Source organism: Bifidobacterium sp. POST2/T3 (B1), from assembly GCF_058197115.1.
On the sequence record NZ_JBVPQK010000461.1, the window covers coordinates 1 to 2,012 of the forward strand.

Annotated in this window: 1 protein-coding gene; it reads right to left on the reverse strand. The window is 47.8% G+C overall.

The window, feature by feature from the left end; translation table 11 throughout:
- Positions 1-1,973 (reverse strand): isopeptide-forming domain-containing protein (locus AC0AP0_RS12790; RefSeq protein WP_490430761.1); only part of this gene is annotated, 1,973 nt, incomplete at its 3' end.
- Positions 1,974-2,012: the final 39 nt, after the last annotated feature.

Consider the following 2,012-nt stretch of genomic DNA (forward strand, 5'->3'; position numbering starts at 1 on the left):
ATAAGCAGAGCACCGACGACCAGCAGGAGCACGATACCGCGACCACCAGTTAGAGGCAGCGACAATGGAGCATCAGCCGCACCCTCTTCATAATGCATCAGGTACTTTTGAACATCTACATTGTTGTACTTCAATGGGTCCTGCTTTGTATTATGCTCGGCAGGAGTCACGTTGAATTGACCGAAGTTCAACGAACCATACGCTGGCTCTATAGCACCATTAGTACCATAGGTCTGAGCGAGCTGATCCTCAGTCTGACCTTTCACATTTGAGTACGTTACCTCAGTAAATGGAGAAATGGGCTTACGCCATCCCGAGGGGGTCGAAGTTTCTTCGAGGACCCAGTGAACATCCTGTACCGTCTTGACATCTGAACCCTCAGCTTGTGCGGAGGCTGCGGAGCCAAAAATAGGTAGACCTGCGAAAGCTACTACACCTTGTTCATTAGCCGTAGCCTTGTAGAGTTGAACACCCGCTTTCTCAGCTGCGGCTTCGGTATAGAATTTACCATCTGTACCAAGGTATGAATCCGGATGATCTTGATCCTGAATCAGTCTGTATACCGTGCCAGGCAGTGCGGCGTAGTCTTTATCCTTAGATTTAATGGAGCCAAAGACAAACACAGCATTGAGGACGTTGGTATGCTCAGATGTGGGAGCTCCCTTGTTTTCGCGGTAATCGGAAGCTGCATCATTGGCGACACCATTAGTTGCAGTAGAATCTCCATCTGGAGTTACCGTAGCGCTGTAGGTGACATCGACATGAATATCGGCCTTGGCACTGTCTCTCAGAGTTTTAGCAAAAGCAGTACTGAAGAACGTGAAATTGTAGTAATTCGAGTTACTGTCGCTTGTAGTGAACATCTTGCCTGTGCCGACCAACCGATCAGGATTCTTAACATTATCCAGCTTGTAGTCTGTGTCTTTCGTCAAGACCGTGTCTACCTGGTTTCCTGTGCCGTCCTTATAATGAACAGCCACATTGAAGCCATTATCATCCACTTTCAGAGCAGTGGACATACGATCAGAAATCTTGATATCTTCGAAATTACCAGCCAGCTCAGTAACATCAAGCTTTCCATCACCTGTTGCAGGGGCACTATCTGCATATATCTTTTGAGTTAGCTTGTAATCAATTTTGTCACCTGCGACTGCTGTACGCTGAGACTTGACTCCACCCTTAGAATCGTAAACATTTTGCACAGTCTTGGAGAAGACAGTACTGTTCACATTCTTGGGATACAGATGCAGATGGTAGATATAACCAGTCCGCTTTGTACCAGTCAGTGCCTGTGTAGCATAGGGCAGACCGAAGAACGAAGGAGCAGCAGGAGTGTACTTTGACGAATCGAGTTTATTGGGATTCTTACTAGCGAACGCCCAGGATTTATCTGTATTCTCCGTCATGATGTAGTAATGCCCTACACCATCTTTAGCCGGTTGGAAAGCCTTCACCTTAGATGTCTCTGAAGGCTGCCCGTTTTCTTTTGCGTTGGCAATCTTACCAAGATTAGCTGCAGTTGTGTCGGCCTCGTACCATGTACTAATGACGCCTTGGCCATCGGTAACACCAGCGTATTGGGTACCAAGCGTTTTATAAGTACTAGAGTCGCCCGGCTTAATATCAGCTAAACTCATGCCATCTGCATGCGTCACTTCCTGGACATTGAACAAAATATCCTTGGCGGGCAGCAGATCGTGATTTTCCTTCAACTGATCGAGATCATTAGCAGAACCGGTGGGGTTAAGACCACCAGATAGAGAGAGGAACTTGGTGACCGTCAGAGTAGGCTGCTCACTGGTCATCTCCCCTGGTATGAAGTCATCTTCAGTTTTGTAACCATAATCATCGTTAGCGGCTGAAGCTTGGGTAGCTGGCAGAACGACCATGCCCGCTAGGAGCGTCGCTCCGGCGACCGCCAAGCCTAAAAGCTTGGGGAGCCTTATCCCTTCATTATCTCGTTGCATGTGCATGCACGCTTTCCCTTCTGTATTAATAGGCACAGGATGGCC